Raw genomic sequence first — 18,282 nt, forward strand, 5'->3', positions numbered from 1 at the left:
AAATTCAAGTTTTGGATCCAATCGGTCACCCATTTTGGGTCCTCTGATCGCAAAGACTTGAGCTTGCCGCGATCCGGCACGATGTAGGGTCGATGGCCAAAGCTTCCGTTCCCGCGTTTTCCGTTCTCGACTTGGCGCCTGTGCCGATGGGCTCCACCGTTGGCGATGCTCTCCGCAACAGCCTCGACCTGGCCAGGCACGCAGAGAAGCTGGGCTTTCATCGCTACTGGCTGGCCGAACATCACAACATGCCGGGAATCGCCAGCGCCGCGACGGCCGTGGCCATCGGCTATGTCGCCTCCGGCACCTCGACGATTCGGGTCGGGTCGGGGGGAATCATGCTGCCAAACCACGCACCCCTGATGGTCGCGGAGGCGTTCGGCACCTTGGCCGCACTTTATCCTGGTCGCATCGATCTGGGTCTGGGCCGCGCGCCGGGCACCGATCAGGCCACCATGAGAGCCCTGCGTCGTTACATGGGCGCTGTTGATTCGTTCGCCCAGGACGTTGTGGAGCTTCAGGCCTGGTTCCAGCCGGCGACGCCGGACCAAGCCGTGCGCGCAGTCCCGGGCGAGGGGCAGGACGTTCCGCTCTGGCTGCTGGGCTCCAGCACCTACAGCGCACAGCTGGCGGCCGCCCTGGGCCTTCCCTTCGCCTTTGCCGCCCACTTCGCGCCGGACCAGCTCATGGACGCGGTCACCTTGTACCGCCGTCACTTCAAACCTTCCGCCGCCCTCGCCTCGCCCTACCTCATGGTCTGTATCGGCGTATGCGCGGCCGAGACTGACGAAGAGGCAAGACGACTGGCATCGTCCACGCAGCAACAGTTTCTGGCGCTGCGCAGAGGCCGGCCCGGCCTTCTGCCGCCTCCCGTGGACGACATCACCCAGATCGCCTCGCCGGCGGAGCTCGCGGGCCTTGAGCATACTTTCCGCTATTCGGCCGTCGGCTCGCCCGAAACGGTGCGGGGCAAGATCAAAGCGGTCCTGGACCTGACCGGCGCCGATGAGCTGATGGCGGCCTCGCAGATCCATGATCACGCCGCACGGGTTCGCAGTTACGAAATACTGGCAAGCGTTCGCCGTCAGCCAAGCGTGTAGCTCCCCTTGCCTTGCTCACGACAACAAGAAGGCGCGCGGATGGGCCGCAGCGCGGCTCTACTGTTCCGCCACGCCAAACAGAGCCGCGTACAGGTCGCTGGGCACGACAGGCTTTTCGATCATGCCTTTCATTCCAGCGCTTCGGCACGCCTCTATGTCCTGGGCCGAAACCGCGCCGCTGACGGCGATGACCGGCGTCTGGCGATTCAGCCCGGAAGCGCGCAACCGTCGGGTCGCCTCCAGACCATCCACGCCCGGCATCCGCACATCCATCAGGATCGCGTCGAAGACCCTCACATTGGCCGCTTCAAGCGCCGCCTCCGCATCGTCGGCCGTCTCCACCTGCGCGCCGAACGCTTCGAGCATTCCGCGCAAGGCGCGCCTGTTAATGTCATGGTCGTCGACCACCAGGATCCGCAACGGCTGCGTGTGCGGGATCAGAGAAGGCGCGTCTGACAGGTCGACGGCCGGCGGCGCAGCGCCCTGCGGCGCGGGCAGCGTCAGGGTAAAGCGAGCGCCGCCGCCGGCATCGCTCTCCGCCGTCAGGGTTCCGCCCATCAACCGCGCCAGATCGCGGCTGATCGTCAGTCCCAGACCCGTGCCGCCAAAAGCCCGCGCCGTGCCGACACCGAGCTGGTCATAGGCGCTGAACAGGCGATTGATCTGGTCCGGCGTCAGACCGGGGCCCGTGTCGATGACCTCAATCATCACCTTCCGCCCGTCAGGTCGCTCATGGAGAGTGAGAGCCAGGGTGACGCCCCCCTCGGCCGTGAACTTGATGGCGTTGGACAGCAGGTTGTTGAGGATCTGTCGCAGCCGCATCGGATCGCCCCGCACCCAGTTGGGCCGGGTCTGGATCCCTTTCAGTTCCAGCTTGATGCCCTTGGCGCGGGCTTCGCCACGCCACAGCAGCACGCTGTCGTCTACCAAGGCTGCCAAATCATAGTCGACGATCTCGACACCCATGCGACCCGCCTCGATCTTGGAATAGTCGAGCAGGTCGTTGAGGAGGGTCTTCATCATGTCGCCGGCGTCGGCGATCAGTCTGGCTGCGCCACGATCCGCCCCGTTCTGCCGCTCCAGCATAGCGGCGCCGTTGAGCAGGGCGTTGATCGGCGTGCGCAGCTCATGGCTGACCATGGCCACGAAAGCCGACTTGGCGGCGGTTTGCGCCTCGGCCGCCAGACGCGCCGATCGCTCGGCCTGCATGGCGCGCTGCGACCATGTAAAGACCATACCCAGAACCAGACTCAACAGACCCGCACCAATGAGGAAGTAGGGTGTAACCGGGTCCCTCGTGGATCCTCCAACGAAGGGGAGAATGAAGAGATAGGCCATGTGCGGCGCCACCGCCGAAAGGAACGCCGCGAAGCAGCCCTCGGCCCCCATTAGCGCCGTGAGAATGGAGCCTGAGATGAGCAACGTGGCCGCTGCCGCTGCGGCTGGCGTGCCTATCTGCCAAAGCGGAATCGCCACCCAGCCAAAGACCGTCGCCATGAGCAGGTCGGTCGCCAGGTTACAGACGACCGTCGAGGCCGGATTGGAGGATGTAAGGAAACGTCGGAGCGCCAGCAGTTCCGCGATCTGCGCGAAGACGTAGGCCGCTGTCCAACCGATGAGAAAGCCAAACCCAGGCCGCCAGGCCATCGAGGCGCACAGCACCAAAATTACGAAAACCCGCAAAGGCACCTGGCTGCGACGGGATACCGCGGCCGGCCGATAGACGACCGCCAGATTTTCCCAGTAACGCGCCAAATTCGCCCCCTGCTCACAGCTCCGCTCGACCTCGCTCCCCCCAAAGCGAACCCTGGCCCAGACCACCTGCAATCGCTTCTACTAAGCGGAACAACCGATAGCAGAACCGTTTCGCATACCTATGACCGTCTCTTATCCCGCAGCTTCAACCTTGCTCATTTTGGGTTGAGAAACCCTGTGAGCGTCCAGCTTGGGCTTAGGCGTCGGGCTTGGCCGCTCGTCGCACTTCGACGACCCGAACACGCGCGCCGTCCAGCACCAGCGCCAGTTCGCCGCGTTTGATTTTGAGGGCGTCGGCCCCGAAAGCCTCACGACGCCACCCAGCGAGGGCAGGCGTGTTGGCGTTATCATCGGCGGCTATCTTTTCAAGGTCCGAGACCGTGGCGATCAGCTTAGACGCCACGCCGGCTTCTTCGGCGCGGGCCTTGAGCAGAACCTTCAGCAGCTCAACGACGGCGCCGGCCGAGGCGGGCGGCGGCGGGCCGGGCTTTTCAAGCACCGGTGCATAGCCTTCAGGATCGGCCAGGGCGGCCTTGATGGCCGCCAGCAGGTCAGGGCCAAACTTGCTACCGCCAAAGCCCTTGGGCACGCCACGCAGAGTGTTGAGGGCATCGACAGTGGTCGGGGCCTGGGTGGCCAGTTCGTCGATGGCCTCGTCCTTCAGGATCCGGCCGCGGGGCTGATCGCGTTGCTGAGCGGTGCGCTCGCGCCAGGCCGCCACGGCCTTGAACACGGCCAGATATTTCTGCGCTGTCTTGCGCGGACGCAGCCGGCGCCAGGCCTTTTCCGGATCGACGTCATAAAACGCCGGATCGCATAGGGCCTGCATCTCTTCCTCGACCCACGGCAGGCGGTCGGCGTCGGCCAGCCGCTGACGCAGCATCGGAAACAGCGAGGCGAGATGGGTGACATCCGCCAGGGCGTAGGTCAGCTGGGCTTCCGACAGCGGGCGACGGGCCCAATCGGTGAACCGGCTGGACTTGTCGAGCTCGATCTTGAGCATCTGTCGGACCAGCGCGTCATAGGCGATCTGCTCGCCAAAGCCTGCGGCCATGCCGGCGACCTGGGTATCGAACAATGGCCGAGGCATGGCGCCCAGGTTGTTGAAGATTTCGACGTCCTGCCGGGCAGCGTGGAACACCTTGAGCACGCGCTCGTCGCGCATGAGATCCAGCAGCGGCGTCATGTCCAGACCGTCCGCAAGCGGATCGATCACGGCCTCGACATTAGGCGCGCCAACCTGGATCAAGCAGAGCTTGGGCCAATAGGTCGTCTCGCGCATGAACTCGGTGTCCACGGCGACAAAGGGCTGGCCCTGCAACGCGTTACAAAACGCCGCCAGTTCGGCGGTAGTGGTTATCGGCTTCATCGGCTGCTAATAGCCTCGCGCACCCCCGAGTCTGCAAGCGTCAAGCATGGTCGGGGTGCAGATTTCCGCGAGTTGAAGGCGCAATTGCGTCCCCAAATAGACCAGAGCGAGCGAATGAGCGATCTGCCCAACGGCCTCACCTACGCCCAGGCGGGCGTCGACATCGATGCCGGCAACGCCCTGGTCGAGGCGATCAAGCCCCTGGCCAAAGCCACCCGGCGCCCTGGGGCGGATGGCGGCCTGGGGGGCTTCGGCGCCCTGTTCGACCTTAAGGCGGCGGGCTATTCGGACCCTCTGCTGGTCTCCACCACCGACGGCGTCGGCACCAAGCTGCGGATCGCCATCGACGCCAAGATGCATGCCACCGTCGGGATCGACCTGGTGGCTATGTGCGTCAACGACCTGCTGGCCCAGGGCGCCGAGCCCCTGTTGTTCCTCGACTATTTCGCCACCGGCAAGCTTGATCTGGAGACCGCCACCAGCGTGGTCGCCGGCATCGCCGAAGGCTGCAAAATGGCCGGCGCGGCCCTGGTGGGCGGCGAAACCGCCGAAATGCCGGGCATGTACAGCGACGGCGAATACGATCTGGCCGGCTTCTCGGTCGGCGCGGTCGAGCGCGACGGCGTGCTGCCCCGGCTGGACAAGCAGCGGGCAGGCGACCTGATCATCGGCGTCGGCTCCTCGGGCCCGCACTCCAACGGCTATTCGCTGGTGCGCCGCGTGGTCGAGCGCTCGGGCCTGGCCTGGGACGCCCCTGCCCCGTTCGCACCCGGCCTGACCCTGGCCGAGGCCCTGATGGCCCCGACCCGCATCTATGTGAAGTCGATCCTGCCCCTACTGCAGTCGGGCCGGATCAAGGGCGGCGCCCACATCACCGGCGGCGGCCTGATCGAAAACCCGCCGCGCTGCATCGCCAAGGGCCTGGTTCCCGAGTTCGACTGGAACGCCTGGCCGCTGCCGCCCGTGTTTGCATGGCTGCAGGAAGTGGGCGGCATCTCCGACCATGAACTGCGCCGCACCTTCAACTGCGGCGTCGGCTTTATTCTGGTAGTGGCGGCCTCGGACGCCGAGCCGGTGCTGGCCGCCCTGCTGAACGCCGGCGAGGACGCCTTCATCTGCGGCCAGCTGGTCGCGGGCTAATGCCGCCGAAGACCAGGGTCGCCGTCCTGATCTCGGGCCGGGGCTCCAACATGGAGGCCCTGGTCCGCGCGGCTCAGGCGGCCGACTGCCCGTTCGAGGTCAGCCTGGTCCTGGCCAACAAGCCTGACGCCGGTGGGCTTGAAACCGCTCAGGCGGCCGGGATCGAGGCGCTGTGCGTCGACCAAAAGCCGTTCGGCAAGGACCGCGAAGCTCACGAACGCGCCATTGACGCCGCCCTGCGCGAGCGCGGCGTCCAGGTCATCGCCCTGGCCGGCTACATGCGCATCCTCACGCCCTTCCTCGTCGACGCCTGGGAGGGCCGAATGCTGAACATCCACCCTTCCCTGCTGCCCAAATATCCGGGCCTCGACACCCACGGCCGCGCCATCGCCGCCGGCGACGCCGAGGCCGGCTGCACGGTGCATCTGGTCACGGCGGGCGTCGACGAAGGCCCCGTGCTCGGCCAGGCCCGCGTGCCGGTGCTGCCGGGCGACGACGAGCACGCCCTGAGCCTGCGGGTGCTTGAGCAGGAACACCGGCTCTATCCAGAGACCCTGGCGGCCTTCTGCCGGGACCTAGGCTAGGCGCTTTTCCTCGACGTGCCGGGCCACGGCCAGCCCCGCGACGACCAGGGCCGCGCCCCACAGCGCCAGCACGCCGAACTTCAGATAGGCCGCCGCGCCCAGCGCGCCCCCCAGGGTCAGCCCCGCCCACAGCAGCACGAACGGCCGCCACGCCCAGCGGTCGCCTCCGGTCAGGGCCGCCGCGATCCGCTGGCCGGCCTTGACCAGAGCGCCGGTCATGTAGGTCAGACCCACCCCGACATCGCCATTGCGCTGGAAGACCGCGTTCTCGGCCCCCATGGCCAGCACCATGGCCGCGACGCCCGGGCCGTCCAGCCCCGCCATGATCAGCCCCGCCGCGCAGGCCAGCAGGACGGCCTCCAGCGCCATGACCATGGCCCGCCGATCCTCACCCGCCCGCCGCGCGACCAGGGCGCCCAGCACGACTCCCGCCACGAACAGCGCGATCAGCGTCAAGGCCGTCAGGGCCGCACCGACATGGCCGGTGGCCAACCCGACCCCGAGACGGGTCGAGTTGCCGCTCATGAACGAGACAAAGAAGCCGCCCAGCTTGAGGAAACCGATGGCGTCGACATAGCCGGCCACGCCTGAAAGCACGGCGGCAAGCGCCACGTCGCGTCGGCCATAGTCCTTCACCAGGGGTCTCCAGAGGCGGCGGGTTTCGGATCGTCACCGATCTGACAGCCCCGTGTCATTCGAAAACGCCCGAATGGCCCGGCGAGACCAATTGTCGCGTTCGAAAGAAATAACCATCTCGGGTCAGGGTCCTGTCACTATTCATCCGCAAATTGCCCCCATGGAATCGCTGCTGCCCCAACTGACCGAAACGATCGCCCAGAACAGCCATTGGGCTGGGCTGGTCCTGTTCGTCCTGACCCTGCTGGAAGCCCTTCTGCTGGTCGGGCTGCTGATCCCGATCGTCGGGGTGATGGTGATGGCGGGCGCGCTGGTCGCTCAAGGCGTCCTGCACCCGGCCGAGGCCATCCTGTGGTGCAGCGCCGGCGCGATCATCGGTGACGCTATCTCCTTCCTGCTGGGTCGCGGACTGGGCGCGCGCAGGCTGGCCAGCGGCCTGCTGGCGGGACATCGCCGCCTGTTCGCCCGCGCACGCCTGCTGTCGCGCCGCCATGGCGTGATCGCCATCGCCGCCGCGCGCTTCATGGGTCCGGTTCGCCCCTTCATCCCCATAGTGGCCGGCATGTCGCGCTCGCGCCCCTGGGCCTTTCAGGCCGCCAGCGCGGTGACGGCCCCGCTGTGGGTGATCTCGATGCTGGCCCCCGGCTATCTGGCCGCCCGCAACCTGCACATGCTGACCTCCGATCCCGTCGCCGGGGTCGCCTTCGCGGCCGGCGCGGCGGTTCTGGTGATCGCGGGCTACATCGCCTGGAAGCGGCTGACCCCTGTTTCGGCGCGCGCCGCCCGACTGGCCGTCTGAAAAGCAAAAGGCCTGAGCTTTCCGGCGCACTTCTCGCGTGAGGCGCTTCAGGACGCCGACAGGGCGTCCGCGCGGGTAAAGACGATCATCACACGCATCCCGCCGCCGGGCTCGGCCCCAACCTCGACCCTGGCCCTAGCGTTCTGACGCAGGGACTGGACGATCATGTTGCTGAGCTTGCCAGGCCTGGGCCAGACGTAGCCCTCAGGCAGCCCCAGGCCATCGTCCGACACGACCACCCGACAACCCTCTTCATCGACCAGACTGTGCAGGGTGATGGTCCCCCCATCACGCCCCTTGAAGGCGTGTTTGAGGGCATTGGTCAGCAGTTCGTTGACGACCAGGCCGGTCGGCATCGCCACATTGATCGAGACGGGCCATGTATCGACCTGAAGATTGAGGTGAATGCCCTCCACCGCATGAGCCCGCATGACGGCAGAGGCGATCTCGCTGAGATAGACGCCCAGATCGACGGTCTCGGCCTGGCTCTCTTCGGACAGCGAGCGATAGAGCAGGCCCAGGGCCTCGACGCGCCCGGCTAACCGGCTGAACCGTTCGTCCTTGGCCTCTTCAGGCACGTTGCGGGCTTCGATCCGGATCAGGGCCGTGATCATCTGCAGATTGTTGGCCACACGGTGCTGCAGTTCGCGAAGCAGGACGTCCTTGTCGAGGATGCGCTGCTCGAACTCGCTGCGATCGGCGTCACGACTGGTCGCGCCGACCAGGGCGAGCATGCGAAACACCGGAGCGCCGGCATTGTCCTGGATGATGTTCGACCAGGCGTCGACGGCCTCGACCCCCTGATTGTGGGCAAAGGTGAAGACGCCGATATAGTCCTGATCATCGACGATCGCGTCGCTCAGCGCGCCATCATCGTTCGCGTTCGCCGACCGTCCGAGCAGCGCTCTCCACGACTGGCCCTCCAGATCCGCGCCCGTCTGACCGCTCAGGCGTTCGAACTCGACATTGGCGTAGACGATGCGCTCCATCGGATGCAGTTCCGACACCGCGATGGCGATCGGCACCTGGTCGAGAAACTGTCGGAAGCCGTCGCTTTCCAGCACGCTGGCCAGATCAGGGGTATTGAGCAATTGATCAACCTGCTCGCCGTTTTCGGTCATGGAATATGGACTCCGCCCTTGCGGTCTCCAGACGACGCCGGGGGAGCGAAAGGCGGCCTGTATACGCTGAATAGGCGGGCCAGGCATAAGAAAAGCGGCGTGGCCATAGGCCACGCCGCTTCTCAAGATCTATTTGAACCGGCGAAGCTCGCCGGTCTGAAAACCTTTAGCCGACGATGTCTTCGTCCTTGAAGAACTGGGCGATCTCGATCGCGGCGTTCTCCAGGCTGTCCGAGCCGTGGACCGAATTTTCGCCGATCGACAGGGCGAACAGCTTGCGGATGGTGCCTTCAGCGGCGTCCTTCGGGTTGGTGGCGCCCATGACGTCGCGGTACTTGGCCACGGCGCCTTCGGCTTCCAGGACCTGCACGACGACCGGCTCGGCGATCATCTGGCCGACCAGTTCGCCGTAGAACGGACGCTCGGCGTGGACTTCGTAGAACTTCTTGGCTTGGGCTTCCGTCAGCTTGACGCGGCGCTGGGCGACGATGCGCAGGCCGGCGGCCTCGATCACCGCATTGATGGCGCCGGTCAGGTTGCGACGCGTGGCGTCCGGCTTGAGGATCGAGAAGGTGCGTTCGGTCACGAAGATATCTCACACATAAAGTTGTGAATTGGGGAGCTGCGGGCTTATAGCCGGGCGCTTCCTCCCCGCCAACCCGCCGCGTAGTCGTCCTTTCAAATGCTCCAGATCAAAGACCTGACCTTCAACGCCTGGGGACGGAAGTTCTTCGACCACGCCAGCGTCAGCCTGCCGCCCGGCGCCAAGGTGGGCCTGATCGGCCGCAACGGCGTGGGCAAGTCCACCCTGTTCAAGCTGATCCTGGGCCAGTTGCATGCCAGCGACGACGAGATCAGCCTGCCCAAGTCCGCGCGCATCGGCTCGGTGGACCAGGAACACCCCGCAACGCCTGTCAGTCTGCTCGACACGGTGCTGGAGGCCGACGAGGAGCGCCACAGCCTGCTGACGCGCCTTGAGACGGCCGATCCAGAAGAAATGGGCGAGATCTGGAGCCGTCTGATCGAAATCGACTCCGATGCGGCGCCGGCCAAGGCCTCTGAAATCCTGTCGGGCCTGGGCTTCAGCCAAGAAGACCTCGCACGGCCCATGGCCGAGTTCTCAGGCGGCTGGCGGATGCGCGTGGCTTTGGCTGCGGCGCTGTTCGCCGAGCCCGACATGCTGCTGCTGGACGAACCGACCAACTATCTCGACCTGGAAGGCGCCCTGTGGCTGGAGGCGCGCCTCCAGAAATATCCGCACACCGCCCTGATCGTCAGCCACGACCGCGAGCTGCTCAACAACAGCTGTACGCACATGCTGCACCTGGCCGGCGGCAAGCTGGAACTCTACACCGGCGGCTACGACGATTTCGAAAAGCGCCGCGCCGAGAAGGCCCGCCTGCAACTTTCCGCCAAGGCCAAGCAGGACGCCGAGCGCGCCCACCTGCAGTCCTTCGTTGACCGCTTCAAGGCCAAGGCCTCCAAGGCCGCCCAGGCCCAGTCGCGCATGAAGCGTCTGGCCAAGATGGAGCCGGTGGCGACCACGATCGAGGAGCGCGTCGCGCCCTTCACCCTGCCCTCGCCGCCGCGCCCCCTGCCACCCCCGCTGATCCGGCTGGAGCGGGCCAATGTCGGCTACGAAGAGGGTCGCCCGATCCTCAAGAACCTCAACCTGCGCATGGACCTGGACGACCGCATCGGTCTGCTGGGCGTCAACGGCGCCGGCAAGTCGACCTTCGCCAAGATGATCGCCGGCGCCCTGGGCGTGCAGTCGGGCGAATTCCACCGCGACCGCAAGATGAAGGTCGGCTGGTTCCACCAGCACCAGATCGAGGCGATGGACCCCGAAGACACCCCGCTGGAGATCATCCGCCGGGCTATGCCGGACGCCTCGGAATCCTCGCGCCGCTCGAAACTGGCCCAGTTTGGCCTGAACTTCGACAAGCAGGAGACCACGGTCGCCAACCTGTCGGGCGGAGAGCGGGCGCGCCTGCTGCTGAACATGGTGGCGATGGACGCGCCGCACATGCTGATCCTCGATGAGCCGACCAACCACTTGGACATCGACAGCCGCCGCGCTCTGCTGGACGCCCTCAACGACTATGAGGGGGCAGTGATCCTGATCACCCACGACCGGTCGCTGATGGAGTTGGTGGCCGACCGCCTGTGGCTGGCCGCCGACGGCACGGTGAAGCCCTTCGACGGCGACATGGATGACTACGCCAAGTTCGTGCTGGACCGCGCCAAGCAGTCGGTGAAGCCGACCCAGGTGGCGCGCGAGCCGGCTAAGGTCGAAACGCCCGCCGCCGCTCCGCGCAAGACGGTCGCCATCGAGCCCCTGAAGCGGAAGATCGAGGCCGCCGAACAGGTGGTCACTCGCACCACCCGCCAGGTGGTCGAACTGGAAACCCAACTTGCTGACCCGCAGCTCTACAAGAACCCGACCAAGGTCGCGGAACTGACAAAGCGCCGTGACTCCGCCCAGGCCAAGCTGCAAGACGCCGAGGCAACGTGGATGGGCTTGGCTGAAGAGCTGTCGGCGGCCGAGGCCTAGAGCCGTCTGTCCTGAATGCCTCAGGCGGGCAGAAGGGCGGAGATCGCGCCGACGAGGGACACAACTGTCATCGGCTTTGACACCGAGCCGTTGAACACCGCCCCCGGCGATCCCGATCCGACGTCCGCCGAGAAGGCTATGATTGGCGCGCCGGCGCTGGGTCCCTCCCCCTTGCGGATGCGTTCGGCCGCCTGCGCGCCATCGAGGCGCGGCATACGCAGGTCCATCAGAATGACGTCGAACTGCTCCGCCTGGGCGGCGATCACGCCCTCCTCGCCATCGACCGCCTCGGAAACCTGGGCGTTGAAGGCTTCCAACACGGTGCGCACCAGTTCGCGATTGGCCGCGTTGTCGTCGACCACCAGCACCCGGCACCCCATCGGCAAGCTGGGGGCCGGGGCCTCGCCTTCGGTCTCGTCGAGGGTCTGAACGGGCGCGTACAGGTCGAAGAAGAACCGCGCACCCTCGCCCAGCCGGCTCTCGACGCCAATCTGGCCGCCCATGGCCTCGACCAAGCCCTTCGAGATCGCCAGACCAAGGCCCGTGCCGCCATGTTGGCGACGGATCGAGGCGTCGACCTGCGAGAAGCGCATGAACAGCAGCTTGAGGTCTTCCTCGGCTATGCCGCGCCCAGTGTCGGCGATCGCTGCGCCAAGCCGCTCTTCTGTGACGTCGTAGGTCAGGCTGAGGGTCACGCCGCCGGTTTCGGTGAACTTGACCGCGTTGCCGATCAAGTTCAGCAGCACCTGCCGCAGCCGCTCGGGATCGAGCCAGAGACTGGCCGGCAGGGCTTCCAGCCCCTCGCAGATCAAGCTCAGCCCCTTGACCGACGCCTGCAGGGTGAAGATGTCCAGCACGTCCCGCGCCAGATCGGCGACGTCCACGGCGCGCGGCCGGATCTCCATGTGACCGGCGTCAAGCTTGGAGAAGTCCAGGATGTCGTTGATCGTGGCCAGCAAAGAGCGCCCGCCGTCGACGATCCTGGCCACATGACGGCGAGTTTCGGCAGACAGTTCGGGCTGATCATCCACCAGATTGGCGAAACCGAGCACCGCCGTCAGGGGCGTGCGCAGCTCGTGGCTCATATTGGCCAGGAACTCACCTTTGGCGGCGGCGGCGGCTTCGGCCGTAACGCGGGCCTCGCGCAGTTCCTGCTCCAGCATCTTGCGCGCGGTGATGTCGCGAACCACGTCCGTGATGCCGACCTTCTCGCCGCTGACGGGGTCAAGGGCCAGGGTCGGACGCGACTCCAGCCAGATCACGGCGCCGTCCTTGTGATAGGCTTGGTACTCGATGCGATCCGGTGCGCCGGGGGTCTGGCCACTGACAAGGCCCCGACTGATGGCAATCACCGCGTCCATGTAATCAGGATGGACGAATTCGATCGGACGCTCCCCCGTCAGCTCTTCGGGCGCATAGCCCAGAACAGCGAGCACAGAGGGCGAAATATAGGTCACCCGCCCCTTCAGATCGCTGTGCACGATCACATCGAGGGCGTTTTCGGTCAGCAGACGATAGCGGGCCTCGCTGTGAGCCGCCGCCTCGCTAGCCTGGGCCATGCGGTCCAGGATATAGCGCCTCTGCCGCTGAAAGGCGGCTACGGGCAGGCTGACAAAGATCGATACGGCCAGAAAAGCCTGCAGAATGATCGACTGTTCCACGGGGGAATCTTCAATCAACTGCATGGGGCCGACGCCGGCCATGGTGAACAGCACGGCAATGGTCGCGACCATGGCCGCGCCAAATACCGCGCCCAGAACCTCAAGCCGCGACGCGACAAGCAGCATGACGGGCGGCACGATGAACAGGAGGGGGTAACGCCCCTGCGCGAACACCGCGGTCGTGACAATGAAAAGGGCCAGCAGGGCAAGTAGGCCGTCGCGCGACACGCCACGCTCGGCCAGATAAGTCCTGGCCTTGACCAGGACCAGGACACACGGCGTCACGGTCAGAATGCCCAGAATATCGCCCAGCACCCAGACGGCCATGTTGGCCCAGACGTCCCCGCCGCGGGTCGCTGTATGGATGAGGGACGACAGGACGCCGGTGATCAGGGGAGCAGCGAACCCGGCCAGCCCGACGAAGGCAATCATGTGCTTGGGTCGGCCAAGGTCGATCTCTCGCCCCAAAACCCGCCGCGTGGACCAGGCGCACAGCCAGACCTGCAGGATGTTACTGGGCGCCAGCGCGAAATTGACGAGCAGGGTGTCGCCCGCATGCGCGCCCGCCAGCAGTGCGCCCACGAGCGAGGCGGCCAGCATCCACCTCCAGCGACGCGTATCGACGGCGAGCAGGCAGGCCACGACAAAGCCATTGGACAGCCAGATCGGCGTTACCTGATTGTAGGCGCGGGGAAGCTCGACGCCGACATAGGCACAAAGCGCAAAGCCCAGCCCCGCGATCAGCGAGGCCAGCGCCGTGCGCCCTATGTCTTGTCGGTCTAGCCGCACTTGACCTCTTTCACCCTGCCGGTGTCGGCGTCGAACAAGATGTTCAGGCGATCAGGCCGAAAGTCCATGGTCACCGGGCAGGTGGTGCAGGCCACCCGCCATCGCGTGGGATCCACGGCGGCCGGCAGTTCGGTGCGGTTCTTGCCGATAAAGGCCTTGGCTTCGTCCATGCCGCACTGGTCCCTTGGCTGCGGCGGCGCGATGGCCACCGGCGGCGGGGCCACGGGCGTTTCGGGCGGCGGAAGCGGCGCCGGCGGTGGGGCGCTGGAGCATGAAGCCGCCAGAACGGCAGCGGCAAGCACGCTCCCCACCACGATCAGCGTCTTCATGCCTGCTTCTCCCATCCACGTTCGGCGCCCTGGCGCCAGTACGACACCGGGTGCCCGGCCTTCTTGAAACCTGCCCAGCGACACCGCGCCTGGGCCAAAGCAGACTCGTCGCGGCCGTCAAACAACAGAACGCACCGAGAGAAGCCGGCCAGATCGCCCGGTTCTGCTCCGTCGAGCAGAAACAACGCATCACCGCCGTTCAGGTTGTCCAGCCCGTCGGTCAGCAGCACCGGCTGCCGCTCGGCCATGGGCTCTCTGGCCAGCCCGTGCGGCAGAAAGGTGTCGTCGCGATAGGTCCACAGATGACCATCCAGGACTTCCATACGGCCGGCGTCGCTGCCACGCACCAGCGCCTTCCAGCCCCGCCCAAGGGTCTTTTCCAGCAGTTCCGGCAGCACCTGTTCGGTGCTGCTTCGCTCCAGATGGTAAAACCAGACCTCGCAGGGCGCGCCGGACATCGGATCGATCAGCCTTCGTAGGCGTCGGCGACCAGACGGTTGAGCAGCCGAACACCAAAGCCCACTGCGCCGTCGGGCACGGTCGGATCGGTGGAAGGCTTGCGCCACGCCACGGCAGCGATATCGAGGTGGGCCCACGGCACGCCATTGACGAACTTCTGCAGGAACAGACCCGCCGTGATCGAACCCGCGGGACGGCCGCCGATATTCTTCATATCGGCGATCGGGCTTTCGATCTGCTTTTCGTAAGACGCCGGCAGCGGCATGCGCCACAGGTTCTCGCGTTCGGCCTTGCCGGCGGCCAGAAGCTTTTCGGACAAGCCATCGTTGTTGCTGAACAGGCCGGCATAGTCATGGCCCAGCGAGATGATGATCGCCCCGGTCAAGGTGGCCAGGTCGATCATGAACTGCGGCTTGAAACGCTGCTGCGTGTACCAGAGGGCATCGGCCAGCACGAGGCGGCCCTCGGCGTCGGTATTGATGACCTCGATGGTCTGGCCCGACATGGAGGTGACCACGTCGCCGGGGCGCTGGGCATTACCGTCGGGCATGTTTTCAACCAGGCCCAGCACGCCGATGGCGTTGACCCTGGCCTTGCGGCCAGCCAGGGCGTGCATGACACCGGTCACAGCGGCGGCGCCGCCCATGTCCCACTTCATATCTTCCATGCCGTCGGCCGGCTTGATGCTGATGCCGCCGGTGTCGAAGGTGACGCCCTTGCCGACGAAGGCGATGGGCTGGGCGGCTTTGTCGACCGCGCCGGTCCATTTCATGATGACCAGCTGGCTCTCGCGCACGCTGCCCTGGCCAACGCCCAGCAGGCTGCCCATGCCGAGCTCCGCCATCTGGGCTTCGCCAAGGATCTCGACCTCAAGACCCAGGCTTTCAAGGCTCTTGGCGCGAGCGGCGAACTCTTCCGGATGCAGGATATTGGCCGGCTCGGACACCAGATCGCGGCTGAACAGAATGGCGTCGGCCAGGGCGTCAAGGCTTTCAAACACCTTGGCGGCCTTGACCGGATCGGCGGCGGCCACCTTGACCACGGTGACCGAGGGCTTCTTCTCGGCCTTCTCGGTGGTCCGGTATTTGTCGAAGCGATAGGCGGCAAGCTTGACGCCGAAGGCGGCGCGGGCCGCGGTCTCGGCGTCGGCGCCCAGCTTCAGCACCAGCTCGGTGACGCCCGAAGCCTTGACCGCCTGGAAGGCGGCGGCGGCGGCGGTTTCGATCGCCTCCGGCTCGACCGCGCCCACACCATCAACGCCGACCAGCACCACGCGGGCGGCTTCCAGGCCGTGCGGGGCGACCAGATCCAGGATCTGGCCCTTGGCGCCGGTGAAGCGACCGCCGGCGATGGCGCGCGCCAGGGCGCCGCCGGTGGCCTCATCGATCACCCGGGCCTCGGGTGACAGGGCTGCGGCCTCATGGGCCAGGACGGCCACCGCAGCGGTAGCGCCGGCATGAAGGTCGGCGGGGACGAACTCGATACGCATCGCACGCTCCTGAATTGGCTTGGCGCCTTAACCATCCCGAACCGCACGCGCGACTCGCGATGCGGCCTTTTGTCTGGCCGTCTCGCCTTGATCTGGCGGCATAGTCCAACCCTCGTCGAGAGAAAAGACTTCCGGCGCCGCGTGGCGCGCTGTCTTCGGTTGTGCGGGGGGGAAGCGCCCGTGTAGAACAGCCCTCTTCCTAGGGTTTCGCCGTTTCCGAATCCGCCCGCCCGAACCCCCTTTTTGATGCGCCTGATCGAACGCTACCTCTTTCGCCAAGTCCTGGGTCCGACGCTCTTCGCGGCGGCTGCCCTGGCGGCGCTTGCGCTGTTGGCCCGTAGCCTGTCGGAGTTCGACATCCTGGTCACCCAGCGCCAGAGCGCGTTGGTTTTCCTCAAGATCATCCTGCTGGCCCTGCCGCAGCTGCTCAACATCATCCTGCCGATCGCCCTGTTCGTGGCAGCCCTGGTGGCCCTGAACCGCTTGCACACCGAGCAGGAGATCGTGGTCTGTTTCTCGGGCGGCATGAGTCGCTGGCGAGTCATTTCGCCCGCCATGCGGCTAGCGGTGTTCGCGGCCCTGTTCTCGCTGTTCCTGGGCCTGTGGGTCCAGCCTTGGAGCGCCCGTCAAATTCGCGAGACCGCGTTTGCCGTGAAGACAGACGTAGCTTCCACGCTGGTCCAGCCAGGACAGTTCACCGAGCCTGGCCCGGGCCTCACGGTCTATGCCCAGTCGATCGACCGCAACAACCTGATCCACAACCTGTTCATCCACCAGGAACGCCCCGACGGCGGCGCCTCGACCTATTCGTCGCGCGAAGCGGTGATCGCCACCCGCAACGGCGCCCCGGTTCTGATCATGCTGAAGGGCTCCAACCAGCAATTTTCAAACTCTGGTGTGCTGCAGTACACCTCGTTCGAGGAATACACCTTCGATCTGTCCTCGCTGTTCCAGAGCGACGAGCTGCTCCACTACAAGATCGCCGACCGGTATCTGCATGAGCTGTTCTACCCGGACCTGACCCAGGAGTGGGAGCAGAAGAACCGCATCGGCCTGCTGGCCGAGGCCCATTCGCGTTTCGCCAGCCCCCTCTACAACATCGCGCTGATGGCCATGGCCCTGGCGGCCGTGATCGGCGGCCAGTTCAGCCGCATGGGCTATGGCAAGCGCATCGCAGCCGTTGGCGCGGCCGCAGCCGTGGTGCGCATCGTAGGCTTCGGCGTCCAGGCGGCGTGCGAGGACAATGTCTGGCTGAACATTGTGCAATATGCCGTGCCGCTTGGAGCCCTTTGGTGGGGCATGGCCCAGATCTTCCGCCAGAAGGTCGCGCGCCACGTCGCCATCAGCCGCCGCAAGGCTGCTTATGCCGCCCAGGCAGGTGCAGCATGAGTTTCGGCGTCGGCATGGTCGAGCGCTACGTCCTGAAGCGGACCATGGCCTCGCTGGGCGCGGCCCTGGCGGTGCTGGGCTCGATGGTGATGCTGATCGCCTTCGTCGACATCGCCCGCAACGTCGGCACCCGGGCCGATGTCGGCTTTCTGGAACTGCTGTACCTGACAATCCTGCAGGCCCCGGCGACCATCCTGGTGCTGACACCGTTCATTTTCCTGTTCGGCACCCTGGGCGCCTTCGTCGGCCTGAACCGGCGCAGCGAGCTGATCGCCATGCGCGCTGCAGGTGTCTCAGCCTGGCGGTTCATCCTGCCGGCGGCAACGGCAGCCTTTGTGATCGGCGTGCTCACAATCACCCTGCTCAACCCTCTAAGCACGGCCATGACCGCGCAGTATGAAGTCACGCGCGACGCGATGATGGCGAACTATCTGAAGGCCGCGCCCAAGGGCACATGGCTGCGCCAGGGCGACGACAAGACCCAGATCGTCATCCGCGCCCGGGCCCGCGACCAGATCGACGGCTCGGTGCGCTTGCGCGGCGTTTCGCTGTTCGTTTACACGCTCAACAGCAAGGGCGTGATGGACTTCTCGCGCCGCATCGAGGCCAACGAGGCCCGGCTCGAGCCCGGCTTCTGGCGCCTGATCGGCGTGCGCGAGGCGACACCCGGCGCCGGGGCGATTCGCTCCGAAAGCCTGTCGATCCCCTCCAATCTCGATGACCGGACCGCCTCGGAGCGCTTCAACTCACCCCAGGCCGTGGCCTTGTGGCGTCTCCCCACCACGATTGAGCGGACCGAGGACGCCGGCTTCTCGGCCACGCCGTTCCGCCTGCGCTACCATCAGATCCTGGCCACGCCGCTGTTGTTCGCCGCCATGTCGGTGCTGGCGGCGGCGTTCTCGCTGCGCCTGATGCGCCTGGGCGGCCTGGCGGCCCTGGCCGGATCGGGCGTCGCCTTGGGTTTCGGTTTTTTCTTCTTCAACGAGCTATGCAGCGCGCTCGCGAAAGCCGAGGTTCTGCACTCAGCGGTCGCCGCCTGGACTCCCCCGCTCGTCGCGCTTTTGGCGGGCCTCACTCTGCTTTGCTACACTGAGGATGGTTGAGTCCG

Annotated in this window: 16 protein-coding genes; 7 read left to right on the forward strand and 9 right to left on the reverse strand. The window is 66.0% G+C overall.

Annotation, left to right across the window (positions count from 1 at the left end):
- Positions 1-92: 92 nt before the first annotated feature.
- A complete protein-coding gene (locus ACN2C7_RS12005) occupies positions 93-1,100 on the forward strand; it encodes an LLM class flavin-dependent oxidoreductase (protein WP_419317212.1) in 1,008 nt (335 codons plus the stop codon).
- 57 nt (positions 1,101-1,157) lie between these two features.
- Here ACN2C7_RS12005 and ACN2C7_RS12010 read toward each other — a convergent pair whose 3' ends face one another.
- Both ACN2C7_RS12010 and rnd read right to left on the reverse strand, forming a co-directional pair.
- Positions 1,158-2,855, reverse strand: coding sequence for an ATP-binding protein (locus tag ACN2C7_RS12010; RefSeq protein WP_419317213.1), 1,698 nt, complete (start codon positions 2,853-2,855; stop codon positions 1,158-1,160).
- Between the two features lie 196 nt (positions 2,856-3,051).
- The gene (gene rnd / locus ACN2C7_RS12015; RefSeq protein ID WP_419317214.1) at positions 3,052-4,224 is read right to left on the reverse strand and encodes a ribonuclease D; all 1,173 of its coding nucleotides are present in this window, start codon (positions 4,222-4,224) and stop codon (positions 3,052-3,054) included.
- A 114-nt stretch (positions 4,225-4,338) separates the two neighbouring features.
- On the opposite strand from rnd, the gene purM reads away from it, so the two are divergent.
- Together purM and purN are read left to right on the forward strand one after the other, a co-directional pair.
- Positions 4,339-5,364: a phosphoribosylformylglycinamidine cyclo-ligase gene (gene purM / locus ACN2C7_RS12020; RefSeq protein ID WP_419317215.1), complete on the forward strand. Its 1,026-nt coding sequence runs from the start codon at positions 4,339-4,341 to the stop codon at positions 5,362-5,364.
- Positions 5,364-5,948, forward strand: a complete 585-nt coding sequence (purN, locus tag ACN2C7_RS12025; RefSeq protein ID WP_419317216.1) for a phosphoribosylglycinamide formyltransferase — start codon at positions 5,364-5,366, stop codon at positions 5,946-5,948. The genes purM and purN overlap by 1 nt, the downstream gene beginning before the upstream one ends.
- Here purN and ACN2C7_RS12030 read toward each other — a convergent pair.
- Positions 5,940-6,584, reverse strand: coding sequence for a YoaK family protein (locus ACN2C7_RS12030; protein WP_419317217.1), 645 nt, complete (start codon positions 6,582-6,584; stop codon positions 5,940-5,942). The two genes, purN and ACN2C7_RS12030, sit on opposite strands and share 9 nt — an antisense overlap.
- Before the next feature lie 160 nt (positions 6,585-6,744).
- Here ACN2C7_RS12030 and ACN2C7_RS12035 point away from each other — a divergent pair, with 160 nt between their 5' ends.
- On the forward strand, positions 6,745-7,383 hold the full coding sequence (locus tag ACN2C7_RS12035; RefSeq protein WP_419317218.1) for a DedA family protein: 639 nt from the start codon (positions 6,745-6,747) through the stop codon (positions 7,381-7,383).
- Positions 7,384-7,430: 47 nt separating this feature from the next.
- Here ACN2C7_RS12035 and ACN2C7_RS12040 read toward each other — a convergent pair whose 3' ends face one another.
- Both ACN2C7_RS12040 and ndk read right to left on the reverse strand, forming a co-directional pair.
- Positions 7,431-8,504: a sensor histidine kinase gene (locus ACN2C7_RS12040; protein ID WP_419317219.1), complete on the reverse strand. Its 1,074-nt coding sequence runs from the start codon at positions 8,502-8,504 to the stop codon at positions 7,431-7,433.
- 166 nt (positions 8,505-8,670) lie between these two features.
- Positions 8,671-9,090, reverse strand: coding sequence for a nucleoside-diphosphate kinase (gene ndk / locus ACN2C7_RS12045; RefSeq protein WP_419317220.1), 420 nt, complete (start codon positions 9,088-9,090; stop codon positions 8,671-8,673).
- Positions 9,091-9,186: 96 nt separating this feature from the next.
- Here ndk and ACN2C7_RS12050 point away from each other — a divergent pair, with 96 nt between their 5' ends.
- Positions 9,187-11,058, forward strand: coding sequence for an ABC-F family ATP-binding cassette domain-containing protein (locus tag ACN2C7_RS12050; RefSeq protein WP_419317221.1), 1,872 nt, complete (start codon positions 9,187-9,189; stop codon positions 11,056-11,058).
- A gap of 20 nt (positions 11,059-11,078) precedes the next feature.
- Here the strand turns inward: ACN2C7_RS12050 and ACN2C7_RS12055 are convergent, their stop codons facing one another.
- The 4 genes from ACN2C7_RS12055 to ACN2C7_RS12070 are packed head-to-tail and all read right to left on the reverse strand — an operon-like array spanning position 11,079 to position 15,785.
- Positions 11,079-13,508, reverse strand: coding sequence for an MASE1 domain-containing protein (locus ACN2C7_RS12055; RefSeq protein WP_419317222.1), 2,430 nt, complete (start codon positions 13,506-13,508; stop codon positions 11,079-11,081).
- Entirely contained in the window at positions 13,499-13,837 is a 339-nt protein-coding gene (locus tag ACN2C7_RS12060) for a peptidase inhibitor I78 (protein ID WP_419317223.1), read from the reverse strand. The genes ACN2C7_RS12055 and ACN2C7_RS12060 overlap by 10 nt, the downstream gene beginning before the upstream one ends.
- Positions 13,834-14,295, reverse strand: a complete 462-nt coding sequence (locus ACN2C7_RS12065) for a DNA polymerase III subunit chi (RefSeq protein WP_419317224.1) — start codon at positions 14,293-14,295, stop codon at positions 13,834-13,836. Before ACN2C7_RS12065 ends, ACN2C7_RS12060 begins: the two co-directional genes overlap by 4 nt.
- A gap of 8 nt (positions 14,296-14,303) precedes the next feature.
- Complete coding sequence (locus tag ACN2C7_RS12070; RefSeq protein ID WP_419317225.1) at positions 14,304-15,785, reverse strand: leucyl aminopeptidase; 1,482 nt, start codon at positions 15,783-15,785, stop codon at positions 14,304-14,306.
- Between the two features lie 246 nt (positions 15,786-16,031).
- On the opposite strand from ACN2C7_RS12070, the gene lptF reads away from it, so the two are divergent.
- Complete coding sequence (gene lptF, locus ACN2C7_RS12075; RefSeq protein WP_419317226.1) at positions 16,032-17,174, forward strand: LPS export ABC transporter permease LptF; 1,143 nt, start codon at positions 16,032-16,034, stop codon at positions 17,172-17,174.
- Positions 17,171-18,277, forward strand: a complete 1,107-nt coding sequence (locus ACN2C7_RS12080; RefSeq protein WP_419317227.1) for an LptF/LptG family permease — start codon at positions 17,171-17,173, stop codon at positions 18,275-18,277. Before lptF ends, ACN2C7_RS12080 begins: the two co-directional genes overlap by 4 nt.
- The last annotated feature ends 5 nt before the right edge of the window (positions 18,278-18,282 follow it).

Source organism: Caulobacter sp. ErkDOM-E, assembly GCF_048541895.1.
Lineage (GTDB): Bacteria > Pseudomonadota > Alphaproteobacteria > Caulobacterales > Caulobacteraceae > Caulobacter.